The organism is Pseudomonas sp. D2002 (assembly GCF_013385735.1).
In the GTDB taxonomy this organism is placed as follows: Bacteria; Pseudomonadota; Gammaproteobacteria; order Pseudomonadales; family Pseudomonadaceae; genus Aquipseudomonas.
This window is the reverse complement of sequence record NZ_JACAPL010000006.1, coordinates 315,121-335,484: the sequence shown is the minus strand read 5'-3', so window position 1 is coordinate 335,484 and position 20,364 is coordinate 315,121. Positions and strand designations below refer to the sequence as shown.

General features: G+C 60.7%; 12 protein-coding genes. 3 read left to right on the top strand and 9 right to left on the bottom strand.

Features of this window, described 5'->3' with window-relative positions:
• Positions 1–166: 166 nt before the first annotated feature.
• Together HX783_RS14465 and HX783_RS14460 are read left to right on the top strand one after the other, a co-directional pair.
• Positions 167–1,339: an efflux RND transporter periplasmic adaptor subunit gene (locus tag HX783_RS14465; protein WP_371317680.1), complete on the top strand. Its 1,173-nt coding sequence runs from the start codon at positions 167–169 to the stop codon at positions 1,337–1,339.
• A gap of 3 nt (positions 1,340–1,342) precedes the next feature.
• Positions 1,343–4,432, top strand: a complete 3,090-nt coding sequence (locus HX783_RS14460) for an efflux RND transporter permease subunit (RefSeq protein ID WP_177017300.1) — start codon at positions 1,343–1,345, stop codon at positions 4,430–4,432.
• Positions 4,433–4,491: 59 nt separating this feature from the next.
• On the opposite strand, the gene HX783_RS14455 is transcribed toward HX783_RS14460, so the two are convergent.
• The 9 genes from HX783_RS14455 to pilM all read right to left on the bottom strand — a co-directional run bounded on the left by HX783_RS14455 (position 4,492) and on the right by pilM (position 17,629).
• Positions 4,492–5,910, bottom strand: a complete 1,419-nt coding sequence (locus tag HX783_RS14455; RefSeq protein WP_078731229.1) for an FAD-dependent oxidoreductase — start codon at positions 5,908–5,910, stop codon at positions 4,492–4,494.
• A 32-nt stretch (positions 5,911–5,942) separates the two neighbouring features.
• Positions 5,943–10,388: a glutamate synthase large subunit gene (gene gltB / locus HX783_RS14450; protein ID WP_177017299.1), complete on the bottom strand. Its 4,446-nt coding sequence runs from the start codon at positions 10,386–10,388 to the stop codon at positions 5,943–5,945.
• Positions 10,389–10,740: 352 nt separating this feature from the next.
• The gene (locus HX783_RS14445) at positions 10,741–12,303 is read right to left on the bottom strand and encodes an SPOR domain-containing protein (RefSeq protein ID WP_177017298.1); all 1,563 of its coding nucleotides are present in this window, start codon (positions 12,301–12,303) and stop codon (positions 10,741–10,743) included.
• A 10-nt stretch (positions 12,304–12,313) separates the two neighbouring features.
• Positions 12,314–13,414, bottom strand: a complete 1,101-nt coding sequence (gene aroB, locus HX783_RS14440) for a 3-dehydroquinate synthase (RefSeq protein WP_177017297.1) — start codon at positions 13,412–13,414, stop codon at positions 12,314–12,316.
• Positions 13,415–13,538: 124 nt separating this feature from the next.
• Positions 13,539–14,057, bottom strand: a complete 519-nt coding sequence (gene aroK, locus HX783_RS14435; protein WP_017138567.1) for a shikimate kinase AroK — start codon at positions 14,055–14,057, stop codon at positions 13,539–13,541.
• A gap of 4 nt (positions 14,058–14,061) precedes the next feature.
• Entirely contained in the window at positions 14,062–15,387 is a 1,326-nt protein-coding gene (locus tag HX783_RS14430) for a type IV pilus secretin PilQ (protein WP_177017468.1), read from the bottom strand.
• Between the two features lie 69 nt (positions 15,388–15,456).
• Complete coding sequence (locus HX783_RS14425) at positions 15,457–16,428, bottom strand: pilus assembly protein PilP (RefSeq protein ID WP_177017296.1); 972 nt, start codon at positions 16,426–16,428, stop codon at positions 15,457–15,459.
• Positions 16,425–16,976, bottom strand: a complete 552-nt coding sequence (locus HX783_RS14420) for a PilN domain-containing protein (protein WP_177017295.1) — start codon at positions 16,974–16,976, stop codon at positions 16,425–16,427. The genes HX783_RS14425 and HX783_RS14420 overlap by 4 nt, the downstream gene beginning before the upstream one ends.
• The gene (gene pilM, locus HX783_RS14415; protein ID WP_177017467.1) at positions 16,973–17,629 is read right to left on the bottom strand and encodes a type IV pilus biogenesis protein PilM; all 657 of its coding nucleotides are present in this window, start codon (positions 17,627–17,629) and stop codon (positions 16,973–16,975) included. Before pilM ends, HX783_RS14420 begins: the two co-directional genes overlap by 4 nt.
• Before the next feature lie 229 nt (positions 17,630–17,858).
• Between pilM and HX783_RS14410 the strand changes: the two genes are divergently transcribed.
• A complete protein-coding gene (locus HX783_RS14410) occupies positions 17,859–20,321 on the top strand; it encodes a penicillin-binding protein 1A (RefSeq protein ID WP_371317686.1) in 2,463 nt (820 codons plus the stop codon).
• The last annotated feature ends 43 nt before the right edge of the window (positions 20,322–20,364 follow it).

Genomic DNA, 20,364 nt, shown 5'->3' with positions numbered 1-20,364 from the left:
GCCTTTTGTCTATCGGGTCAATTTGTCGCGGTGATGGAACGTCACACCTGAGCTTCTTCTCTGCAAAGATTTGAAACTAAGGGTCACATTTGCTCGCACTCTTCCAGCCTCGGTTTAACCGCAAATTAACTGCTCGTTCCTAGCATCCATGCCTCTTTATGGAGGCATGTCGATGTATAGAAAGTTGCGTTTCGCATCCGCTTCAGTGGTGTTGGCCATTGCTGCGAGCGGTTGCACCCAGGCACCCGAGCCGCAGGCATCCGCCCCCGTAAAGGTGAGCACAGAAACCCTGCAAGCCAAACCCATTTCCATCAGCAGCGAGCTCAGTGGGCGCATTGCCGCACCACGAACGGCCCAGGTAAACGCTCGGGTGGCTGGGGTGGTGCTCAAAAGTGTGTTCGCGCAAGGCGGTGACGTGAAACAGGGTGACGTCCTGTTCTACATCGACCCGGCGCCGCTGCAGGCGGATCTGGACAGCGCCCTGGCCGGGCTTAAACGGTCGCAAGCCGATACTTTGCGCGCACGTCAGCAAGAACAGCGTTACCGCCAGTTGATCTCAGCCAAGGCGATCAGTGCTCAGGAGTATGACAACGCGCGCGCGGCCGCACGGCAGGCTGAAGCTGACGTCGCAGCCAACGAGGCCAAGGTGCAACGCGCGCGTCTGAATTTGAGTTACGCCACCGTGACCGCGCCCATCTCCGGGCGCATCGGGCGTGCCCTGGTGACCGAAGGTGCCTTGGTCGGACAGAACGAATCAACCCCGCTGGCGCTGATCCAGCAGTTGAACCCGGTCCATGTCGACCTGACGCAATCGACCCGTGAACTCAACGAACTGCGCCGCGCATTCCGCTCCGGCCAGTTGCAACAACCGGGCCCGGGCCAGGCCAAAGCCACCTTGCTGCAGGACGACGGCAGCGCGTACCCGTTGCCCGGCAAGCTGCTGTTCAGCGACATCTCAGTAGACCCCGGCACCGGCCAGATCATCCTGCGCAGCGAGTTTCCCAACCCCGACCTCGATTTGCTGCCCGGCAGCTTCGTGCGTGTGCGGCTGGAGCACGCCATCGACCAACAAGGTATCAGCGTGCCGCAGCGCGCCATCCTGCGTAACAGCGCCGGGCTGGCTCAAGTGCTGCTGGTGGATGAGGAACTGCGCGTGAGCCTGCGAACCGTGCAACTGGGCGCTGTGCACCAGAACCGGTGGATTGTCACCGACGGCCTCACATCCGGCGACCGAATCGTCGTCGAAGGCCTGCAACATGCCCGCCCAGGCGAACACGTGGTGATCGACAACGGCGCTCTTCCACTCGACCAGGCTATTGGTCAGTCAAAAGGACGCTAGCGTATGCCGCAATTCTTTATTGACCGCCCGGTATTCGCCTGGGTGATCGCCCTGTTTATCCTGCTGGCGGGTGTTCTGGCGATTCCACAGCTCCCCGTGGCGCAGTACCCCAACATTGCGCCGCCGCGCATCGAAGTCGTCGCCAACTACCCCGGTGCTTCGGCGCAGGCGATGGACCAAAGTGTCGTCAGCCTGATCGAAGAAGAGCTCAGCGGGGCTGATCACCTGCTGTATTTCGAATCAAGCAGCAGCCAAGGCACCGCCACGATCACTGCGACATTCAAGCCAGGCACCCCTGCGGATCTTGCGCAGGTCGATGTGCTCAACCGCCTGAAAGCCGTCGAATCGCGCCTTCCACAAGCAGTGATCCAACAGGGCTTGCGCGTGGAGAAAGCGTCCACCGGCTTTCTGCTGTTCGTTTCGCTTATCGGCACCGACGAGAATGTCACCAGCATTGACCTCAGCGATTACCTGGCACGTAACGTCATCAACGAAATCAAGCGCGTGGAGGGGGTTGGGAAAGTCCAGTTGTTCGGCGCTGAGCGAGCCATGCGTATCTGGGTCGACCCGCAAAAGTTGATCGCTTTCAACCTGACACCCGCAGAAGTCAACGCAGCAATCGCGGCTCAAAACACCTTGATAGCCGCCGGCAGCCTGGGCGAGTTACCCGCTGCCAATACCCAGGAAATCACCGCGACCGTCCTGGCTGAGGGCCAACTGTCGAGCCCGCAAGCGTTCGCCGACATTGTGCTGAGAGCCGAGCCCAACGGGGCTGTCGTGCGCCTTGGCGATGTTGCCCGGGTTGAAATCGGCAGCCAGGAATACCAGTTCGGCACCCGACTCAATGGTCGACCGTCCAGCGAGTTGGGCGTGCAATTGACGCCTGACGGCAATGAGTTGAGTACGGCAACACGCGTGCGCGAGAAGATGGACGAGTTGTCACGCTACTTTCCTGCCAGCATGAAGTACCAGATCGTTTACGACAGCTCGCCGTTCGTCAAAGCCTCAATTACTAAAGTGGTGTACACACTGCTCGAAGCCATGGTGCTGGTGTTCGCGGTGATGTACCTGTTCCTGCAAAATATTCGTTACACACTGATTCCGACCCTGGTTGTACCGGTCGCATTGATGGGCACCTTGGCGCTCATGTTACTGATGGGATTTTCCATCAACGTGCTGACCATGTTTGGCATGGTGCTGTCGATCGGCATCCTGGTGGACGACGCCATTGTGGTGGTGGAAAACGTTGAACGCATCATGCTGCAGGAGCGGCTCTCGCCCAGGGAAGCCACGCGCAAGGCGATGAAACAAATCAGCGGGGCTATCGTCGGCATTACTTTGGTGCTGGTGGCGGTATTTATCCCGATGGCATTTATGCAGGGGTCCGTCGGGGTCATTTACCAGCAGTTTTCGCTGACCATGGCCACCTCCATTCTGTTCTCGGCGCTCCTTGCGCTGACGCTCACACCCGCGCTTTGCGCAACCCTGCTCAAGCCTGTGGCCGCGGGTGATCACACCTCTGCACGGTTCTTCGCCGGGTTCAACCGCCGGTTTGAACAACTGACCAAGCATTACCAAGGCTGGGTGACTCATGCCTTGAAACGCAGCGGGCGCTATTTGTTCATCTATGCAGCCCTTCTGCTCGTGCTGATAGTGAGCTTCAGCCAGCTGCCCGCCTCGTTTCTTCCGAAAGAAGACAAGGGCTTTGTGATCATCGACATTCAACTCCCCCCCGGAGCGAGCCAAAGTCGCACGGTAGAGGTCGTCAAACAGGTCGAAGCACATTTCGCCACGGAGCCTGCCATGGACAACAGCACATTCGTTCTCGGCTACAACTTTTCCGGCAATGGGCAGAACGCGGCGTTGGGTTTCGCGGTGCTCAAGGGTTGGTCCTGGCGGGGCAGTAATGACTCTGCAGCGGCAATCACCGACCGCGCCAACGCGGCCTTGAGTCAAATCAAGCAAGCCGAGGTGCTGGTGGTGTCGCCGGCACCGATTCGCGGTCTCGGCAGTTCCAGCGGTTTCGAGCTGCGTTTGCAGGATCGTGGCAGCCTTGGCTACGCAGCCTTGATGCAGGCTCGCAACGATTTACTGGAAGCGGCGCAAGCCAGCCCGATCCTGACAGATGTGCGCGAAAGCGCGCTGGCCGAAGCCCCCCAGGTCAAACTCGATATTGACCGCCGACATGCTAACGCGCTCGGTGTCTCCTTCGCCGACATTGGCAACCTGATGTCCACCGGCATCGGTTCGGCCTACATCAATGACTTTCCCAACCAGGGCCGTATGCAACGGGTGGTGGTGCAGGCCGAAGGCGACCAACGTCAACAGGTTAATGACTTGCTGAAGATGCACGTACGCAACAACGCAGGACAAATGGTGCCCCTTTCAACGTTCGTTCAAGCCACATGGACTCAAGGGCCTGCGCAATTGAACCGTTACAACGGCTACCCCTCGGTGAGCATCTCCGGCGAACCCGCGCCCGGTTACAGTACCGGCGAAGCCATGGCCGAAATCGAACGCCTGGTGGCCCAGGGGCGCGCGGGCATTGGGCAGGAATGGACGGGGCTGTCATTGCAGGAGCGCTTGTCCGGCAACCAGGCGCCGATCCTGATCGGCCTGTCGCTGCTGGTGGTGTTCCTGTGCCTGGCGGCGCTGTACGAGAGCTGGTCGATTCCCACATCCGTGTTGCTTATCGTGCCGCTTGGTGTGCTTGGCGCTGTTCTGGCAGTCACGCTGCGCGGGATGCCCAACGACGTATTCTTCAAGGTCGGTTTGATCACGATCATTGGCCTGTCGGCGAAGAACGCAATCCTGATCATCGAGTTCGCCAAGACACTTTACGATGAGGGCCACGACCTGATCGACGCCACGCTGCAAGCCGCTCGGCTGCGGTTACGTCCAATTGTGATGACCTCGATGGCGTTTATTCTAGGCGTGGTGCCGTTGGCCATTGCCACCGGCGCCGGCTCGGCAAGCCAGCAAGCCATTGGTACGGGCGTGATCGGCGGGATGATCAGCGCAACACTGGCCGTGGTGTTTGTACCGGTGTTTTTTGTGGTGGTGATGAGGCGCGTTAAAAAACGTAAGCAATAAAACGCAAAAGCGGGCTTGTCCGTAAGGAACAAGCCCGCTTGTGTTAAGCGTACCGAGGCTTAAACGCCGAGGTAATCCAGGATCCCTTCAGCGGCATTGCGGCCTTCGAAGATCGCCGTCACCACCAGGTCAGAACCACGCACCATATCGCCACCGGCGAAGATTTTCGGGTTGCTGGTCTGGTGCTTGTACTGGCCTTGTTCCGGGGCGACGACGCGGCCCTGGCTGTCGGTCTGGATTTCGAACTGCTCGAACCACGGCGCCGGGCTTGGGCGGAAGCCGAAGGCGATGACCACGGCGTCGGCCGGGATGATCTCTTCGGAGCCCGGGATCGGCTCAGGGCTACGACGGCCACGGGCGTCCGGCTCGCCGAGACGGGTCTCGACCACTTTCACGCCTTCAACACGGTCTTCACCGACGATGGCGATCGGCTGGCGGTTGTAGAGGAATTTCACGCCTTCTTCCTTGGCGTTCTTCACCTCTTTGCGCGAGCCGGGCATGTTGGCTTCGTCACGGCGGTACGCACAGGTCACCGACTTGGCGCCCTGGCGAATCGACGTGCGGTTGCAGTCCATCGCGGTGTCCCCACCGCCCAGCACCACGACCTTTTTGCCTTTCATGTCGACGAAATCTTCCGGCGACTTTTCAAAGCCCAGGTTGCGGTTGACGTTGGCGATCAGGAAGTCGAGCGCGTCATACACGCCCGGCAGGTCCTCACCGGCAAAGCCGCCCTTCATGTAGGTGTAGGTGCCCATGCCCATGAACACCGCATCGTATTCGGCGAGCAGTTGTTCCATGGTGATGTCTTTGCCGATTTCGGTATTGAGACGGAACTCGATACCCATGCCGGTGAAGACTTCACGACGGTTGCTCAGTACGGTTTTTTCCAGCTTGAACTCGGGAATACCGAAGGTCAGCAGGCCGCCGATTTCCGGGTTCTTGTCGAACACCACCGGGGTCACGCCGCCCCGCACCAGCACGTCGGCACAGCCCAGGCCCGCCGGGCCTGCGCCGATGATCGCAACGCGCTTGCCGGTCGGTTTGACCTTGGACATGTCCGGGCGCCAGCCCATGGCGAACGCGGTGTCGGTGATGTATTTCTCGACCGAACCGATGGTCACCGCGCCGAAGCCGTCGTTGAGGGTGCAGGCCCCCTCGCACAGACGGTCTTGCGGGCACACCCGGCCACACACTTCCGGCAAGGTGTTGGTCTGGTGCGACAGCTCGGCGGCGGCGAGGATGTTGCCCTCCGCCACCAATTTGAGCCAGTTGGGAATGAAGTTGTGCACCGGGCACTTCCATTCGCAATACGGGTTACCGCAACCCAGGCAGCGGTGGGCCTGGTCGGCCGAGTGCTGGGGTTTGAAGGGTTCGTAGATTTCCACGAACTCTTTCTTGCGTTGACGCAACAGTTTCTTCTTCGGATCTTTGCGCCCGACATCGATGAACTGGAAGTCGTTATTCAGACGTTCAGCCATGTTAAAACCTCATCAAACTGTTCAGGCGCATATCACTGCGGGTTGGCACGGATGCTGGAAAGCAACGATTTCAGGTTGGCAGCCTTGGGCTTGACCAGCCAGAAACGACGCAGGTAATCATCGAGGTTTTCGGCGAGGTTACGCCCCCATTCGCTGCCGGTTTCCTCGACATACTCATCCAGCACGTGCTGCAAGTGGTTCCGGTAGGATTCCATGGCTTCGCCGCTGATCCGCTGGATCTCGACCAACTCGTGGTTGACCTTGTCGACGAAGGTGTTGTCCTGGTCAAGCACGTAGGCGAAACCGCCGGTCATGCCCGAACCGAAGTTGTAACCGGTCTTGCCCAGTACCGCGACAAAGCCCCCGGTCATGTACTCACAGCAGTGATCGCCAGTGCCTTCCACCACGGTGTGGGCACCGGAGTTACGCACGGCGAAACGCTCACCGGCCGTGCCGGCGGCGAACAGCTTGCCACCGGTGGCACCGTACAAGCAGGTGTTGCCGATGATGGCACTGTCCTGGGTCTTGTAGATGCTGCCTTTAGGCGGAACGATCACCAGTTTGCCGCCGGTCATGCCCTTGCCCACGTAGTCGTTGGCATCGCCTTCAAGGTACATGTGCAGGCCGCCGGCGTTCCACACGCCGAAGCTCTGGCCGGCAGTACCGTTGAAGCGGAACGTGATCGGCGCTTTCGCCATGCCTTGGTTGCCGTGCTTGCGCGCGATTTCGCCGGAGATGCGTGCACCGATCGAACGGTCGCAGTTGCAGATATCCAAAGCGAAATCGCCACCGCTGGCATCGTTGATCGAGGAACTGGCCATTTCGACCATCTTCTCGGCCAGCAGGCCTTTGTCGAACGGCGGGTTGCGGTCCACCTGGCAGAATTGTGGCTTGTCTGCCGGGATGTGATCGCTGCCCAACAGCGGCGTCAGGTCCAAGTGGTTTTGCTTGGCGGTCTGGCCTTCGAGGATTTCCAGCAGGTCGGTACGCCCGATCAGCTCTTCCAGCGAACGCACACCCAGCTTGGCCAGCCACTCACGGGTTTCTTCGGCGACGTAGGTGAAGAAATTCACCACCATGTCGACGGTGCCGATGTAGTGGTCCTTGCGCAGCTTCTCGTTCTGAGTGGCGACGCCGGTGGCGCAGTTGTTCAGGTGGCAGATGCGCAGGTATTTGCAGCCCAGGGCGATCATCGGCGCAGTACCGAAGCCGAAACTTTCGGCGCCGAGGATCGCGGCCTTGATCACGTCGAGGCCGGTTTTCAGGCCGCCGTCGGTTTGCACCCGCACTTTGCCGCGCAGGTCGTTGCCGCGCAGGGTCTGGTGGGTTTCCGCCAGGCCGAGTTCCCACGGTGCACCGGCGTACTTGATCGAGGTCAGCGGCGAAGCGCCAGTGCCGCCGTCGTAGCCGGAGATGGTGATCAGGTCGGCATAGGCCTTGGCCACGCCAGCGGCGATGGTGCCCACGCCGGCTTCTGCGACCAGTTTCACCGAGACGAGTGCCTGCGGGTTGACTTGTTTCAAGTCGAAAATCAACTGCGACAAGTCTTCAATCGAATAGATGTCGTGGTGCGGCGGCGGCGAAATCAGGGTCACGCCCGGCACTGCATAACGCAGCTTGGCGATCAAACCGTTGACCTTGCCGCCTGGCAGTTGCCCACCTTCACCAGGCTTGGCGCCCTGGGCGACTTTGATCTGCAGCACTTCGGCGTTGACCAGGTATTCCGGGGTTACGCCGAAACGGCCAGTCGCCACTTGCTTGATTTTCGAGCTCTTGATGGTGCCGTAACGCGCCGGGTCTTCGCCGCCTTCGCCGGAGTTGGAACGCGCCCCCAGGCGGTTCATGGCTTCGGCCAGGGCTTCGTGAGCCTCAGGCGACAAGGCGCCAAGGGAAATACCCGCGGAGTCGAACCGCTTGAGGATCGATTCCAGCGGCTCGATCTCACTGATGGCCAGCGGCGTGTCGAGGGTTTTCACCTTGAACAGGTCGCGGATCATCGACACCGGGCGGTTATCCACCAGTGCGGTGTATTCCTTGAACTTGGCGTAGTCGCCCTGCTGAACAGCGGCTTGCAGGGTGCTGACCACGTCCGGGTTGTAGGCGTGGTATTCGCCACCGTGGACGAACTTCAGCAGGCCGCCTTGCTGGATCGGCTTGCGCGCGCTCCAGGCTTCGGCTGCCAGGGCTTTTTGCTCGGCTTCGATGTCAACGAAACGCGCGCCCTTGATGCGGCTCGGCACACCACGGAAGCTCAGCTCGCAGACTTCTTCGGACAGACCGATGGCTTCGAACAGTTGAGCGCCGCGATAGGACGTAACGGTGGAGATGCCCATCTTCGACAGGATCTTCAACAGGCCCTTGGTGATGCCCTTACGGTAGTTCTTGAACACCTCGTAGAGGTCGCCCAGCACTTCGCCGGTACGGATCAAGTCGCCGAGCACTTCGTACGCCAGGAACGGGTACACCGCCGAGGCGCCGAAGCCGATCAACACCGCAAAGTGGTGCGGGTCACGGGCAGTGGCGGTTTCCACGAGGATGTTGGAGTCGCAACGCAGGCCTTTTTCGGTCAGGCGGTGATGCACCGCGCCGGTGGCCAGCGAGGCGTGGATCGGCAGCTTGCCAGGGGCGATGTGACGGTCGGTCAACACGATCTGGGTACGACCGGCACGCACCGCCTCTTCGGCCTGATCGGCGACATTGCGCACAGCGGCTTCAAGGCCGAGGCTTTCGTCGTAGTTCAGGTCGATAATCTGACGGTCGAAGCCCGGGCGCTCCAGGGTCATCAGCGAACGCCACTTGGCCGGCGAAACCACCGGCGAGCTGAGGATTACGCGGGAAGCGTGCTCAGGCGATTCCTGGAAGATATTGCGCTCGGCACCGAGGCACACTTCCAGGGACATCACGATGGCTTCGCGCAGCGGGTCGATCGGCGGGTTAGTCACCTGGGCGAACTGCTGGCGGAAATAGTCGTACGGCGTGCGCACGCGCTGTGACAGCACGGCCATTGGCGTGTCATCGCCCATGGAGCCGACGGCCTCATAGCCTTGTTCGCCGAGCGGGCGCAGCACCTGGTCGCGCTCTTCGAACGTGACCTGATACATCTTCATGTACTGCTTGAGCTGGTCGACGTCGTAGAAAGCCGAACCGTGGTCGTTATCTTCCATGGTTGCCTGGATGCGCAGGGCGTTCTTGCGCAGCCATTGCTTGTACGGGTGACGCGATTTCAAGCGGTTGTCGATGGCGTCGGTGTCGAGGATCTGCCCGGTTTCGGTGTCCACAGCCAGGATCTGGCCGGGGCCAACGCGGCCTTTGGCGATCACGTCTTCAGGCTTGTAGTCCCACACGCCGATTTCCGACGCCAGGGTGATGAAACCGTTGGTGGTGGTGACCCAACGCGCCGGGCGCAGACCGTTACGGTCGAGCAGGCACACCGCGTAGCGGCCGTCGGTCATGACCACGCCGGCCGGGCCGTCCCACGGCTCCATGTGCATCGAGTTGTACTCGTAGAATGCACGCAGGTCCGGGTCCATGGTCTCGACGTTCTGCCACGCAGGCGGAATGATCATGCGCACGCCACGGAACAGGTCGATGCCGCCGGTGACCATCAGCTCGAGCATGTTGTCCATGCTGGAAGAGTCGGAACCCACGCGGTTGACCAGCGGGCCGAGCTCTTCGAGGTCCATCAAATCGTTGGCGAACTTGGTGCGACGGGCCACGGCCCAGTTGCGGTTGCCGGTGATGGTGTTGATCTCGCCGTTGTGGGCGAGGAAGCGGAATGGCTGGGCCAGCGGCCATTTCGGCAGGGTGTTGGTGGAGAAGCGCTGGTGAAACACGCAGATTGCGGTTTGCAGGCGCTCATCGCTCAGGTCTGGATAGAAGGCGGTCAAGTCCGCCGGCATCATCAGGCCTTTATAAATGATGGTCTTGTGCGAAAAGCTGCAGATGTAGTGGTCGGTGTCGGCAGCGTTGGCCACTGACGAGCGACGACGCGAGGTGAACAGCTTGATCGCCATGTCCTGATCGCTCAGGCCATCGCCTGCGATGAACACTTGTTCGATCTGCGGCAGGCGCTCCAGGGCCAGGCGGCCGAGCACGCTGGTGTCGATCGGCACTTTGCGCCAGCCGACAAGTTGCAGGCCGGCAGCCAGGATCTCGCGGTTCATATTCTCGCGAGCGGCTTCGGCTTTAACCGGGTCCTGGTTGAAAAACACCATGCCCACGGCGTATTGCTTGGGCAGGTCGACTGCAAATTGTTCTTTTGCGACAGCGCGCAGGAACTGGTCGGGCTTTTGAATCAGCAAGCCGCAACCGTCACCGGTTTTGCCGTCGGCGTTGATCCCACCGCGGTGGGTCATGCAGGTCAGGGCCTCGATGGCCGTTTGTAAAAGGGTATGACTGGGCTCGCCCTGCATGTGGGCTATCAGGCCGAAACCGCAGTTATCCTTGAATTCATCGGGTTGGTACAGACCTGCTTTCATAGACACTTTCTCACCAGGCTGCCTCTTATACCGAGGCAAATTTCTTTTCAATTCAACCGGTTACCTTCCACGCCGAACGTACGCCGGCTTAGCGGGGGCAAAAGGGAGGTCATTGTACACACCGACACTAACGCTCACAAATTTAGCGACGAAATGTCGCAAATCTATGTCGCATTTATGAAAGGTTTAAAGCGATATGCTGTGCTAGTCAAAACTTTTTTAATTCTGACCGCTACGACTCAAAAGCTACTGTGACGCAGACACCACAAAGCGCGCGGCCTTCAGGGCTGCACGCTGTTGTAGATTTTTTTGAGGTGCCGGGAGAGGCGGCCTGGGTAAGGCCGCCGAATCTTCAGCGAGTTGTTGCGAGTTCTTGTTGAACGCTGGCAACAGTGCGAGGCCAAGGTTTACCAGCCTGGACCTTCGCTGGCAAGGCCTTGATAGCGGATTCAGCTGCGGTACGGCTGGAGAAGTTGCCGTAAGTGATCACGTAGAGAGGCTTGCCGTTGAGCACTTTCTTGAAATAACGGTACTCGCCGCCCTGCTCTTTCACGAACGCCTGAGCGTTGGCTTCTGAACTGGTGCCGAGGATCTGCACCACGAAGTTGCCAGTCGGCTGGCTGGTGTACCAGCTGCTGCCAGCGGCGCCGGCCTTGGCGACAGTGGCCGCTGGTTTCTCAGCTGGCTTGGCAGCCGGTGCCGGTTTGGCGGCTGGCGCAGGTGCGACAGGCTTGGCAACCGGCGCGGGCTTGGCGGTGGCAACGGTCGGAGCTGGGGTCGGCTTGGCAACCGGAGCCGCTGGTTGACCGGCAGGTACGCCCGCAGGCGGCGCGGTCGTGGTCACGGTCGGCGGCGTGGCGCTGGAGCCTTCCACCGGCACACCGTCGTCGCCTTCGGAGATGCCACCGGCTTCTTGGGCGAGCGGGCCGCGCATGACAGGCTGGCCAACCATTGGCAGATTGGTCGGTTGGCCGGAGTTGGCGAATTCGACATTTGGCGTGGGCTTGCCCAGTGGCAACTGCGCCTGTTCGGTTGGCGCGCCGGCGGTGGCGGGTGCCTTGCTGCGACCTGGGATCAACCAGGCGGCGGCGACAGCGACCACGACAACGGCGGAAATAGCCAATACGTGCTTCTTAGGCATAGTAAACCCCATCTTTGGACGCTTAACCGCAGAGCGGCTTGCAATCATGGCTTCGATCAAGGCATCCCGGGCAACCTGGTTGATGGTGCCAGGCCAGCCGTCGGAGCTTTCGTGAATATCAGAGATCTGCGCAGCGGAGAAAAGTTCGATACCCGCCCCAGCGCCCTCAAGGCGTTGAGCCAGGTATTCGCGGGTTTCTTCCTCTTCGTACGGCTGCAATTCGATGACGTGAAACAGCTCCTGTTCGCCACTGATCTGCTCCAGATCGGCGATCAACGACGACTCGCCAAACAGGAACACATGCGGGCGGCCTTCAGGCGTACCCGCCGCCAGCGCCAGCAGCGCTTCCAGGGCGGATTCGTCGAGCTGCTCGGCGTCGTCCACCAGCAGGTAGACTTCCTGGCCGGTCAGGCCCAGTTGCACCACTTGCTTGAGGATCGCGTTCGGCTCGGCGGTCGCCACGTTCAGCGCCTGGGCAACCTGGCGTAACACGCCCGCCGCATCACCCGCACCACGGGCCGACACCACCACGCTCTGTACCGATTGCTTGTTGGTGCTGGCAACCAGCGCCTGGCGCAGCAGAGTCTTGCCGCTGCCCAACGGGCCGGTGACCACCAGCAGCAGCTGGCTGTAGCGCGCCAAATGGTGCAACTGGCCGAGCACCGGCTTGCGCTGGGCAGGGAAAAATTTGAAGCCCGGCACCCGTGGAGCAAAAGGGTCGTGGCTTAACTGGTAATGGCCGAGGAACGCCTCGTCGGCATGCAAACTAGTCATCGGGATCTTATTAACCTTTAAGCTGGGCCAGGGCGCGGTAATCCGCTCCCAGCGTGGCCTGTAAAATCTCTTTCGGATAATCGTCGGTCACTACCGCTTCGCCGATGTGGCGCAGCAGCACCAGTCGCAGGCGACCGTCGATCACTTTCTTGTCTATTGCCATATGTTCGAGGAAATCCGCCTCGGTCATCTCCGTAGGTGGAACGACCGGCAAACCGGCGCGCTGGAACAGGCGGATGCCGCGATCGCGCTCTTGGGCGCTGATCCAGCCCAGGCGCTGCGACATGTCCAATGCCATCACGGTGCCAGCCGCCACGGCTTCCCCATGCAACCACACACCATAGCCCATGTGCGTTTCGATCGCATGGCCGAAGGTGTGGCCCAGGTTCAGCGTAGCGCGTACGCCGGACTCCCGTTCGTCGGCATTCACCACCAGCGCCTTGGCGGCGCAGGAGCGGGAGATCGCTTCAGTGAGCGCCACTTGGTCCAGGGCGCGCAGGGCGTCCATGTGCTCTTCCAGCCAGGTCAGGAACGGCTCGTCGCAGATCAACCCGTACTTGATGACTTCGGCCAGGCCCGCCGACAACTCGCGCGGTGGCAGGGTGTTGAGGGTCGCCGTGTCGATCAGCACGGCTTGAGGCTGATAGAACGCACCGACCATGTTCTTGCCCAGCGGGTGGTTGATGCCGGTCTTGCCGCCCACCGACGAATCAACCTGGGACAACAAGGTGGTTGGCACCTGGATAAAGTCCACGCCGCGCTGGTAGCAGGCTGCCGCAAAGCCGGCCATGTCGCCGATCACACCGCCGCCCAAGGCAACCACGGTGGTTCGCCGGTCATGGCGCGCAGTCAGCAGGCCATCAAAGATCAGTTGTAGGGTTTCCCAGTTCTTGTGGGCCTCGCCGTCAGGCAAGATCACCGAAATCACCGAGTACGCCGCAAGGCTGCGGCTCAGACGCTCAAGATACAGCGGCGCGACCGTTTCGTTGGAGATGATCGCCACTTGCCGCCCGGCAATATGCGGTGCGAGCAGCTCAGGCAGGTCCAACAAACCTTCGCCAATATGGATTGGGTAGCTGCGCTCGCCTAGATCGACCTTAAGTGTCTGCATGTGTCCCCGCGTGAAGATATATGTACGATCGGCAACGCTCGGATCTGACGTCGCCTGATGGCTCTGCGCCACACCCCGAAGGCTGATAGCGCGCCGCCGAGAATAGCGCATTTCGGGTCTGGCTTTAACGGGGTGGCAACTGCTGCAAGCGCTCAAGAATGTCGAGAACCACCATTCGTGGCGGCCGCTCATCGGTTTCCACCACCAGATCGGCGATTTCCCGATAGAGCGGATCGCGCAACGTCAGTAGATCCCTGAGGGTTTTGGCCGGATCGGCAGTGCGCAACAACGGGCGATTGCGGTCGCGGGCGGTGCGGCCCACCTGCTGCTCGACCGACGCATGCAGGTAGACCACGCGCCCACCGGCATGCAGCGCCCGGCGGTTTTCATCGCGCATGACTGCGCCGCCGCCGGTGGCCAATACCACGCCGTCGCAGCCGCACAGCTCGGCAATCATCGCCTGCTCGCGGTCGCGAAAGCCCAGTTCGCCTTCCTTATCGAAGATCCATGGGATATTGGCACCCGTGCGCAATTCAATTTCCTTGTCGGAATCTTTGAATGGCAGGCGCAGCTCTTTGGCCAGCAAACGGCCGATGGTGCTTTTTCCAGCCCCCATCGGTCCTACAAGAATCAAATTTCGCACAGAATCAACGACTCACAGCAATCGCCTGGTTATTCATAATACGCGGAGTCAGGAATACCAGCAGCTCGGATTTTCTTTGCGCCACAACATCGCGCCGGAAAAGGCGGCCAAGATACGGCACATCGCCCAAAAATGGCACTTTATCTACCACTTTGCTTTGGGTATTGGAGAAAACCCCGCCGATGACGATGGTCTCGCCGTCCTTGACCAGTACCTTGGCGTTGACTTCGTTTTTCTTGATCGGCGGCACGTCGTTGAGTTTGTTCAGGTAGTCGGGCTCATCCTTGGTGACCTTGACCTCCATGATCACCCAGCCATCTGGCGTGATTTGCGGGGTCACCTCCAGCGACAGCGAGGCTTCCTTGAAGGACACCGACGTGGCGCCTCTGCCGGTGGATTCCTGATAGGGAATCTCGGTGCCTTTGAGGATGCGCGCGGTCTCCTTGTCGGAGGTGACGACCTTGGGCTGCGAGACGATTTCGCCGTTGCCGGTTTTCTCCATGGCCGTCAGTTCCAGGTCCAACAACAGGTTGTCGGTGATATAGGCAATGCCCAAGCCAGCAGTGCCGGTGAGTGAGCCCAAGTCAACAAACGGCGAGCTGGACGGGCTCGCCGGTGGTTCAACGCCCTCGGCCAACGGCTTGCCGATGCCGCCCGCGCCCCAATTGCCACGATTAAGGCGCCCGCCCCAGCGCACGCCCAGGCTTTTGTCGTAATCGACATTGGCTTCGACGATGCGCGCCTCAATCATCACTTGGCGCACTGGAATATCCAACTGCGCCACGATCCGTCGCAGCTCTTCGAGCCGCTCGCCGGTCTGGTAGGCAATGATGTTGTTGGTGCGGTCATCCACCGCCACTGAGCCGCGCTCGTCGGTGAGGCCATCCAGGGTCGTCACCGACTGAAACAGCTTGGCCAGGTCCGCGGCCTTGGCGTAATTGACCTGCAACAGCTCCCGGCGCAATGGCGCCAACTCGGCCATCTGCTTGTTCGACTCCAACACCAGCAACTCACGGGCGGCCAATTCTTCGGCGGGCGCCACCAGCAAAACTCCGGCTTTCACGCGCTTGTCCAACCCTTTGGTTTGCAACACCAGGTCCAACGCCTGATCCCAGGGCACATCCTTGAGTCGCAGGGTGATCGAGCCTTGCACCTCGTCGCTGGTGACCAGGTTGAGCCCGGCCACATCCGCTATCTGCTGCAATACCGCACGCAACTCGATGTTCTGGAAGTTGAGGTTCAGCTTGTCACCGCTATAGGTGCTTGGCACCGCGCGGCCAGGCGGCGGCAGTTGGATCAGATCTACACGGTTGGGCACAGCAAGGGCCATCGGTGCCGTGAACGCTATCCATAGCGCCACACCGAAGGACGAAAAAGTCCTTTTCATTGTTTGATTCCGTTATGAGTTGACGTTTAACACCAGGGTTCGCGAGCGCTCCAGCCAGGCGCCTTGCTCATCCGGGAACAGTTCGGCCAGTTCGATGTGGCCTGCATGAATGGCCATGACTCGGCCATGGTTGGGGCCCAGGTAGTCGCCGACCGCCAGCCGGTGCACGCCAGAGGCTGCGCGCAACAGGGCGAAGGTCTGCACACCACGAGATAACGTGCCGACCATTTCGAACCGGTCGACGGGCACGGCTTCCAGCGCCCCACGCTTACGCGCTAAATCCGGTGCCCGTGTCGGCCGGCCAGGCGCGCGATCGGCCTGTGATGTGGGCGGTTGGAACGGATCGCGCAAGAAAGCCGCGTCGTAGACAAATCGCGGCCCCTGCTCGACAGCCTGGCCAGCCCGGCCGGACGGCAATGTGCTCCGATAAGTCTTGGCCAGAAAATCAAGGCGCAGTAACGGCCCATCAGACCGAAGCACAACGTCGTGCACAGTAACGATCCGCGACAGCCCGCCCAAGCCACTCAAGAATGCCGCCAGGTCGTGGTAGGCGCCAAAAGCACCGAGCTGCACCGGTTCCTCGACATAGAGCGGCTGCGATTGCTCGTCCAACACCGCGACACCCTCGACCACCAAACCATTGGCAGCCGCCAGCCGTGCAATGTCTTCGAGCAGGCCAGGCATGTCCGACTCGCCGGGCAGTTGTCGTAAAAGCCCGGCCACCTGCTCCTGCATCACTTGAGCCTGACGGGCCCGATCCTCAAGACTGTCTGCCAGGCTGGCCTTTTGCGTCAGCGCCTGTTGCAGCGCCGCTGCCTGCGTTTCCAGCGTGTTCAGCCGCTCACGTGCCGGGGCCAGCCGCCAGGTATCGCCCACCAGCCAGACGGACGCCGCCAGCGCACAGGCGAGTAGAACCTTACTCGGCAAGGGCCATTTAGCAGCATTGTGAGAAAGCGTGAACACGTCGAGCCTGGGCAGGCTCAAGGCTGGGCCTCAGTGGATTCGCCCTGGCGCACCATCAATTGAAATTCGTTACCGCCACCCTGACCTTCCGCACGCACGTGCTGCAGCCGAGTGGCGTGGGCGCCTTCAGAGGCTTCCAGGCGGCGCATCAATTGGGCGATATCCTGGCTGGACTCAGCACTGCCGCTGACCTTAACGGTGTTGCCCTTGGCCACCACCTCATGCAGATGCACCCCATCGGGTACCGCGCGGGCCAATTGGTCCAATAGCTGGGCACTGGCCGAGCGGGATTCGTGCAGGTCTTGCACGACCTTCATGCGCGCAGCCAGTTGCTGGCTTTGCTCCTGCAAGTCGTCGATGGTCTTGATGCGCGAATCCTGAATGGTGACTTCTTTGCTCAGGTGATTGTTGCGCGTCACCTGCCGGTCAATCGCCTGATCGATCACTTGGTCCGCCAGCCACACCGCCGCGAGCGCCACACCGGCGAAGGCCAGCAGAAATACCAGGAAGTATTTGCGCCGCCGCTCTGCCAGCGCCTGACGCCATGGCAAAAGATTGATTCGTGTCATCCAGCGAAACTCCTCAGGGCCAACCCGCAAGCAATTCCCATCCCGTGGGCATCCACGGCCCATTGTGCGCCATCAACACGATGGCCCGGCGTGAAGCTGGCGAAATCCTGACTGCAAGCGCGCTCCAATGCAAACCCTTCGACATCGACGATTTGTGTCACCAGCCCGGCCGAGGCCAAAACCGCTTCGCGGGCTTCGACTTGTTCCTTGAGGCACGCAGCCAGTAATACCTCGACCCGTGCAGGGTCCTGGGCGGATGGGCCGCGTACCTGGAAATCGATGGCGACGTCGTCCAATGGGTAAGGAATGTACTGATCGGCTTCCATCTGGATCATCCAGACCATTTCCTCGTCACTGAGCACTGCTGCCATTTCAATCACTCGGGTGATGACCGATGGACCTGCCACCGCAACCGCAGCCTGCCGAGCCGAGGTGTTCAGCCGAGACAACGCCAGTTGGAGTACCTGCCCTATGGCTTCAAGGTCCAGCAAAGTGCCATCGACGACCGCATTGGCGGGCAACCGCTGGGTGGCGTAGCTCTGAACGCTGTAACCGCTGGAGGAACGGCCCAGCTCGATGAGCTTGATGCCGGTGTCATTGATGTCGACGCCTAGCGTGGTGTCGACTTTTCGCCTGAAAAATCCCTTTCTCATAAAACTCCCTAAAACTTTGTCTGTCATACCGGCAGTCATTGCCTGATTGCCGCCGGGCATCGTGCATTCGGTCGACTTGTTTGAGCGGTGCGAATGACGCCCCAGGCCGAAAATGCTTTAATGCCCAGCGTTTTTTCCCGCTTTTTTCTGCTGCTCGGGTCGATCCATCGTTTGTTATGCATGCCCCGACGCGTAACTCATTCTTTTCTCTGGAAATCCAAAAGCCTTGATTCGTCTGCTGAAGTTTTTCGGGTACTCCATTGTCGCGATCGTCTGCGGGCTGCTGCTCGTACTCAGCGGTGCCTACCTCTACCTTAGTCCGGGTTTGCCCTCCGTAGAGGCACTCAGAAGTATCCAGTTGCAGATTCCTTTGCGGGTCTACAGCAGCGATGAAAAACTGATCGCGGAGTTCGGCGAAATGCGCCGCACACCGATCCGTTTCGCCGACATTCCGCCCAATTTCATCAACGCCCTGCTGTCGGCTGAAGATGATAATTTCGCCAATCACTACGGCGTAGACCCCAGCAGCCTGGTGCGTGCAGCCACCCAATTGGTAAAAAGCGGACACATTCAATCCGGCGGCAGCACCATCACCATGCAGGTGGCGAAGAACTTCTTCCTCACCAGCGAACGCAGCTTTTCGCGTAAAGCCACTGAGATCCTTCTCGCCCTGCAGATAGAACGTCAGCTGACCAAGGATGAAATTCTTGAGCTGTACGTGAACAAGATCTACCTGGGCAACCGCGCCTACGGGATCGAAGCCGCTTCCCAGGTCTACTACGGCAAGTCGATTCGTGATGCCAGCCTGGCGCAAATGGCAATGATTGCCGGCCTGCCCAAGGCCCCTTCGCGCTTTAACCCACTGGCCAACCCGGCGCGCAGCAAAGAGCGTCGCGACTGGATCCTGGGGCGCATGTACAAGCTGGGCAAAATTGACCAGGCCGCCTATGAAAGCGCCGTGGCCGAACCGCTGAATGCCAGCTACCACGTGCCGACGCCGGAAGTGAACGCACCCTATATCGCTGAAATGGCGCGGGCCGAAATGGTCGGCCGCTATGGCAGCGAGGCCTACACCGAAGGTTTCCGCGTCACCACGACGATTCCGAGCAACCTGCAGGAAATCGCCAACAACGCGGTACGCGACGGCCTCGTCACCTATGACCAGCGCCACGGCTACCGCGGCCCCGAATCACGCCTGCCGGGCAAAACCCTGAGCGCCTGGACCACTGAACTGGGCAAACAGCGCCCGATCAGCGGCCTGGAGCCAGCCATCGTCACCCAAGTGAAGAAAGATGGCGTGCAAGTACTCACCCGCACCGGCGAAGGCCATGTGTCGTGGGACAGCATGAAGTGGGCGCGCCCCTTCCTGAACACCAACAGCATGGGCCCGATGCCCAAGCAGCCGTCGGACGTGGCACAGGTGGGTGATCTGATCCGCGTGCAACGCCAGAAAGACGACAGCCTGAAATTCAGCCAGGTCCCTGTCGCCCAAGGCGCCCTGGTGTCCCTGGACCCGCAGAACGGTGCGATCCGCGCCCTGGTCGGCGGTTTTGCCTTTGAGCAAAGCAACTACAACCGTGCCACCCAGGCCAAGCGTCAACCGGGTTCGAGCTTCAAGCCGTTCGTCTACAGCGCCGCGCTGGATAACGGCTACACCGCCGCCAGCCTGGTGAACGACGCACCGATCGTGTTCGTCGACGAGTACCTGGACAAGGTCTGGCGCCCGAAGAACGACACCAATACGTTCCTCGGCCCGATCCGCATCCGTGAGGCGCTGTACAAGTCGCGTAACCTGGTGTCGATCCGCTTGCTGCAGGCCATGGGCGTTGGCAAGACCATCGACTACATGACGCGCTTCGGCTTCGCCAAGTCGGACCTGCCGCCCAACCTGTCCCTGGCACTGGGCACCGCGACCCTCACGCCGATGGAAATCGCCACCGGCTGGAGCACCTTTGCCAACGGCGGCTACAAGATCACGCCGTACCTGATCGACAAGGTCGAAAGCCGCAATGGCGACACCCTGTTCACCGCTAACCCGCCACGCGTGCCGGGTGACGTGGTCAATGGCGTGGCGGCGCCCGATGGCATCGCGGCACCGAGCAACGGCGGCATCACCATTGAGCCGACGCCAGGCACAGCGCCAGCGGCCAATGCCACCGCGCCGACCGAGCCGCAAGCACCTGCGGTCGCTGAGCGTGTGGTGGATGGCCGTACCACCTATATCCTCAACAGCATTCTGGAAGACGTGATCAAGAAAGGCACCGGCCGCCGCGCGCTGGCCTTGGGCCGCGCAGACATTGCGGGCAAGACCGGTACGACCAACGACTCCAAGGACGCCTGGTTCTCCGGTTACAACGGCGACTACGTGACCACCGTGTGGACCGGCTACGACCAACCGGAAAGCCTGGGCCGCCGCGAGTTTGGTGGCACCGTCGCGCTGCCGATCTGGATGAGCTACATGGGCGCGGCCTTAAAGGACAAACCACTGCATACCCAGCCTGAGCCGGAAGGCATTCTCAGCCTGCGCATTGACCCGGTGAGTGGCCGAGCAGCGTCGCCAAGCACGCCGAATGCATACTTCGAACTGTTCAAGAGCGAAGACACGCCGCCGTCGGTCAACGAGCTGGGCAATGGCGTTGCACCGGGCAGCCCGCTGCCGGCAGATGAGGCGGCGCCGATCGATTTGTTCTAACCCGATCTTCGGCTCAGCGCAGATCCAATGTGGGAGCGGGCTT

Coding starts and splice junctions, on each gene's coding strand:
- HX783_RS14430 (WP_177017468.1), bottom strand. CDS start 15,387: ATGGCCCTTGCTGTGCCCAACCGTGTAGATCTGATCCAACTGCCGCCG.
- aroB (WP_177017297.1), bottom strand. CDS start 13,414: ATGCAGACACTTAAGGTCGATCTAGGCGAGCGCAGCTACCCAATCCAT.
- HX783_RS14420 (WP_177017295.1), bottom strand. CDS start 16,976: ATGACACGAATCAATCTTTTGCCATGGCGTCAGGCGCTGGCAGAGCGG.
- HX783_RS14460 (WP_177017300.1), top strand. CDS start 1,343: ATGCCGCAATTCTTTATTGACCGCCCGGTATTCGCCTGGGTGATCGCC.
- HX783_RS14465 (WP_371317680.1), top strand. CDS start 167: ATGTCGATGTATAGAAAGTTGCGTTTCGCATCCGCTTCAGTGGTGTTG.
- HX783_RS14445 (WP_177017298.1), bottom strand. CDS start 12,303: ATGACTAGTTTGCATGCCGACGAGGCGTTCCTCGGCCATTACCAGTTA.
- HX783_RS14455 (WP_078731229.1), bottom strand. CDS start 5,910: ATGGCTGAACGTCTGAATAACGACTTCCAGTTCATCGATGTCGGGCGC.
- pilM (WP_177017467.1), bottom strand. CDS start 17,629: ATGAGAAAGGGATTTTTCAGGCGAAAAGTCGACACCACGCTAGGCGTC.
- gltB (WP_177017299.1), bottom strand. CDS start 10,388: ATGAAAGCAGGTCTGTACCAACCCGATGAATTCAAGGATAACTGCGGT.